At 58.8% G+C, this 3,900-nt stretch carries 6 protein-coding genes; 4 read left to right on the top strand and 2 right to left on the bottom strand.

From position 1 onward, the window contains the following. Nucleotides 1–98: 98 nt before the first annotated feature. The 4 genes from B3N48_RS01800 to B3N48_RS01785 are packed head-to-tail and all read left to right on the top strand — an operon-like array spanning nucleotide 99 to nucleotide 2,379. Entirely contained in the window at nucleotides 99–404 is a 306-nt protein-coding gene (locus tag B3N48_RS01800; protein ID WP_296178825.1) for a nucleotide pyrophosphohydrolase, read from the top strand. Beyond that, nucleotides 401–1,150, top strand: a complete 750-nt coding sequence (locus tag B3N48_RS01795) for a methyltransferase (protein ID WP_296178824.1) — start codon at nucleotides 401–403, stop codon at nucleotides 1,148–1,150. The genes B3N48_RS01800 and B3N48_RS01795 overlap by 4 nt, the downstream gene beginning before the upstream one ends. 20 nt (nucleotides 1,151–1,170) lie before the next feature. Next, complete coding sequence (locus tag B3N48_RS01790) at nucleotides 1,171–1,782, top strand: DUF4136 domain-containing protein (protein WP_296178823.1); 612 nt, start codon at nucleotides 1,171–1,173, stop codon at nucleotides 1,780–1,782. A 30-nt stretch (nucleotides 1,783–1,812) separates the two neighbouring features. Continuing rightward, nucleotides 1,813–2,379: a DUF4136 domain-containing protein gene (locus tag B3N48_RS01785; protein WP_296178822.1), complete on the top strand. Its 567-nt coding sequence runs from the start codon at nucleotides 1,813–1,815 to the stop codon at nucleotides 2,377–2,379. A 530-nt stretch (nucleotides 2,380–2,909) separates the two neighbouring features. Here the strand turns inward: B3N48_RS01785 and B3N48_RS01780 are convergent. Together B3N48_RS01780 and B3N48_RS01775 are read right to left on the bottom strand one after the other, a co-directional pair. Then, nucleotides 2,910–3,626 carry a DUF2931 family protein gene (locus B3N48_RS01780; RefSeq protein WP_296178821.1) on the bottom strand — a complete coding sequence of 239 codons (717 nt, stop codon included), beginning with the start codon at nucleotides 3,624–3,626 and terminating at the stop codon, nucleotides 2,910–2,912. Continuing rightward, nucleotides 3,613–3,900: DUF2931 family protein (locus tag B3N48_RS01775; RefSeq protein ID WP_296178820.1), on the bottom strand; the 288-nt coding region annotated here is incomplete at its 5' end. The genes B3N48_RS01775 and B3N48_RS01780, both read right to left, overlap by 14 nt.

Here is a 3,900-nt window from a genome sequence, read left to right as displayed (position 1 = left end):
CTCACTCCTACAGTGACTGATGCAGCAAATTTCCATTGACCTTACTTGATTCCGCCCCGCATCCCCCTGAAGCTACCCACCTTCAGGAGACGCGCCCCATGAACCTCGACGAACTCACTCAACGCCTGCATCGCATTCGCGATAACAATGACTGGCGGCAATTCCACAGCCCGAAGAACCTCGCCATGGCCGCCAGTGTGGAAATGGCCGAGCTGGTGGAGATTTTCCAGTGGAAGACCGAAGACCAGTCGCGCCAGTTGCCTGCCGATGAACTGGCTCACGCGGGGCAAGAAGTGGGAGACATCGTGCTGTATCTGTTGCTGATGTGCAGCGAACTAGGGTTGGACATGAACGATGTGGTCCGCGCCAAGCTGGCCGACAGCGAGCGGCGGTTCAGCAAATGAGTGATCGTCATTTCGACCAGTTGGCCACCCGCTTCGCTGAGAAGATCTACGGCGGGGCCAAAGGTGCGATCCGTTTGGCCGTGTTGCAGGCAGACCTCAAAGAAAGCCTGCCCGATCGCCCGCTGCGCGTTCTCGACATCGGTGCCGGGTTGGGCCACATGTCGCTCTGGCTCGCTGAACACGGGCATGACGTAACGCTGGCCGAACCCGCCGAACCGATGCTGGAAGGCGCTCGCCAGCGCTTCATCGACGCCGGACAAACCGGCACCTTCATTCGGGCGCCTTGGCAGGATCTGCTTGGGCAGCTCACCGAACCCTACGACCTGGTGCTGTGCCACGCCGTCCTCGAATGGCTCGCAGAGCCTCACGCCATCCTGCCGGTGCTGCATCAGCTGACCCAAGCCGACGGATGGCTGTCGCTGGCGTTCTATAACCGCGATGCCTTGATTTATCGCAATCTGCTCAAGGGCCATTTCCGCAAAATGCGGCGAAATACCCTGGCCGGTGAAAAGCAGAGCCTGACCCCGCAAGAACCCCTTGATCCGCGCGAGTTAGCGGCGCAACTTGAGGGTCTGTGGCGAGTCGAAACCCAGAGTGGCGTTCGGGTGTTTCACGATTACATGCCGGTCGATTTCCAGGCGAAAGCCGAGCTCACTGACCTGCTGGAAATGGAACTTGCCCACCGTCGCCACCCAAGCTTTGCCGGACTGGGACGTTATCTGCACTGGATGTGCCGACCCGTTTGAGGCTACCTGCGGAGACCATCATGAAACGCCTCGCTTTGCTGCCCTTCGTTATGGCGCTGGCCGCCTGTCAGAGCCCGAACCCTTACACGGCGGTTTCCGCTGCCATTCCGCCGGCTCCGCCGCACGCAGCCAACGCCATCGACATGAGCGCCTACCCTGCCGCACCCCGTGATTTCGGGCGTTACCGCAACTGGACGTGGCTCAACGGCCAACTTCCGCCCGGCACGCAGTGGGCCGAATCGGCGCAAGTCGCTGAGGCAGTGAGTAATGGCCTGGACCAACGGGGTCTGCGACCTTCGCAGAACCCGCAAACCGCTGATCTGCGCGTCGCCGCTGACACGCACACGGAAACCCGCATTCGTCAGGTGCGTGACGATTATTACGACCCGTACTACGGTGGCGGCTATTACAACGGGTACCGCAACGGCTATGGCGGCTACGCCACGGTGCCGGTAGTGCGAACCTATCAGGAACAGGTCGTGGTGGTGCGCATCAGCCTGTTCGATGGTCGCAGCGGGCAGCCGGTGTGGAGCGCCAGCGCTGAAACCGGCAGCGGCGGCGATCAATCCGCCAGGGCCAAAGCGTTGCGTCAGGCCGTGCAGCACGCGCTGACCGCTTATCCACCGTCGTAATCTTTGCTCCTTCATACGTGGAGAACCATCATGTTCCGCTGCATCGCTGTCGTGTGTGTTGCCCTGCTGCTCGCCGCGTGCCAGACCGATCGAGTCAATCGTGACTTCGACGCACAGCGCGATTTCGGCGGCTATCGGACCTGGGCCTGGAAAGAACCCGGTCTGCAATACCAGCCCAACGATCCTCGTATCAAAAGCGACCTGACCGAGCAGCGCATTCGCCAGTCGGTCGGCGAACAGCTCGACCAACGCGGCCTGCGCATGGCCGCGCCGGGTGTGAAGGCCGACGTTCAGGTGCAGGCATGGCTGATTGTCGAAAACCGCCAACAGATGGTCACCACCAACTACGGCGGTGGCGGCTATTGGGGCAACCCATGGGGCGGTTACTGGGGCGGCCCGATCGGCACCGAAACCCGCAACGTTGATTACAAGGTCTCGACCCTGCAAATCGACATGCTCGACGGCAAGGACGGCAAACTGGTCTGGCGCGGCAGCACCGAGCAAGTCGTGAACGACAACAACGCCAACCCCGCCGCGCGGGAACTGGCGCTCCGTCAGACCGTGCAGAAAATCCTTCAGCAATACCCGCCACGTTAATGCCCTGAGCTTGGCGCGGTACGCGTTACTGACGCGTGGCCTAGCCCATCTGTCCGACGATGCCGTTGCTTAGGCCCGCCGCAGCCCGGCCCCGCGCCACCCATCCTTGTCTGGTCGACGAAACCCCGACATCGGGGGCTGGATTGCTCAACCGGTGCTGCTGATCAGATGGGCAATCTCGATATCGCTCAAATTTCCATCTGTAGATGATTCCCTGTACCGGCGGATTGCCGCAACGATATAAGCATCCTCGATCAGTCCTCCGCTTGAGAAATAAAAACGGGCCGACTCGACCTCTTGTGGAGAATAGACTCGCTTACTGTCAGAAGCTGTCTGAGAGGTTTCCTGCGAAGCAGAGTACGAACCCAATACAGAGCTCGCCGTGCCCATGGCAGTGGTCTCTCCCAGGTCCTGGGGTTCCCTCATAAATGAAAGCGCCTCTACAGAGACGCCACACATCAAAACAACACTTACACACTTCCTGAATAACATACCCACTGACGCCTCTATTGATTACATACCCTGCCCCATCACCAGGAGTCATAGGGGATGCCGAACTTGTCGATGTATGCCTGAGACTCTTTATTAGGCGGGCGGTAATAGTGACCTTCAGACAGCCCTTCATAAGGCCCCTTCTTAACTATATGGCCCTGCACGCGGCTGACTTCAATCGGATCCAGACACAATCCTCTGATCCAGGTTTTCGCTATTCCGCCAGGCGCAAGGCCAATGACCAGAAGCTCGCGGTGGTCCGTGATCCATTCTTTCGTCCCCCTGCAATACGTGTTCTGTTTGACCTCCAACATGGCGTTACGAGTCGCCTCTGGAATTTCAATGAAAGCCTCGTAAGTTTGAGGCTCTGCCAGGGACTGCCAACGCACATAAATCAAACGAGGCACATCGGCGCGCCAGAGGTGTTTTCCCTTACCATCTCCCGGTCGTTTCGGCCACCCTCTTGGGTTACCCCTGAGATGCGGTGGAGTCTGAATAGCTGCCACGCCACTCATGGCGCGTACAAATACCCGGCCTTTGACATCGAGCACATTGGCGGTCTCGATCCAGACATCCATGTAGTTGGGCGCCAGAAAACCCAGACGCCATGCGTCATACGGCAGCTCTGCACCATAGTCATTAACGTGGGTGCACCCGCAGAGAATAAAGCCAAGTGCGCATACCAAAAGCGTATTGAGCTTATTGATTGCCGTGGGCAAGCCGCTGGCTGGCGATAGCTCGTTACCAGGAGTCATAGGGGATGCCGAACTTGTCGATGTATGCCTGAGACTCTTTATTGGGCGGGCGGTAATAGTGACCGTCAGACAGCCCTTCATAAGGCCCCTTCTCAACTATCCGGCCCTGCACGCGGCTGACTTCAATCGGATCCAGACACAATCCTCTGATCCAGGTTTTCGCTATTCCGCCCGGCGCAAGGCCAATGACCAGAAGCTCGCGGTGGTCCGTGATCCATTCTTTCGTCCCCCTGCAATACGTGTTCTGTTTGACCTCCAACATGGCGTTACGAGT

This window comes from Pseudomonas sp. UBA1879, assembly GCF_002338065.1.
Lineage (GTDB): Bacteria > Pseudomonadota > Gammaproteobacteria > Pseudomonadales > Pseudomonadaceae > Aquipseudomonas.
Note: the sequence above shows the minus strand (reverse complement) of the source record. Positions and strands in the feature narration are given on the sequence as shown.

What these genes read in the sequence shown, in the direction of transcription:
- B3N48_RS01800 (WP_296178825.1), top strand. Translation starts at nt 99, where the DNA reads ATGAACCTCGACGAACTCACTCAACGCCTGCATCGCATTCGCGATAAC.
- B3N48_RS01795 (WP_296178824.1), top strand. Translation starts at nt 401, where the DNA reads ATGAGTGATCGTCATTTCGACCAGTTGGCCACCCGCTTCGCTGAGAAG.
- B3N48_RS01790 (WP_296178823.1), top strand. Translation starts at nt 1,171, where the DNA reads ATGAAACGCCTCGCTTTGCTGCCCTTCGTTATGGCGCTGGCCGCCTGT.
- B3N48_RS01785 (WP_296178822.1), top strand. Translation starts at nt 1,813, where the DNA reads ATGTTCCGCTGCATCGCTGTCGTGTGTGTTGCCCTGCTGCTCGCCGCG.
- B3N48_RS01780 (WP_296178821.1), bottom strand. Translation starts at nt 3,626, where the DNA reads ATGACTCCTGGTAACGAGCTATCGCCAGCCAGCGGCTTGCCCACGGCA.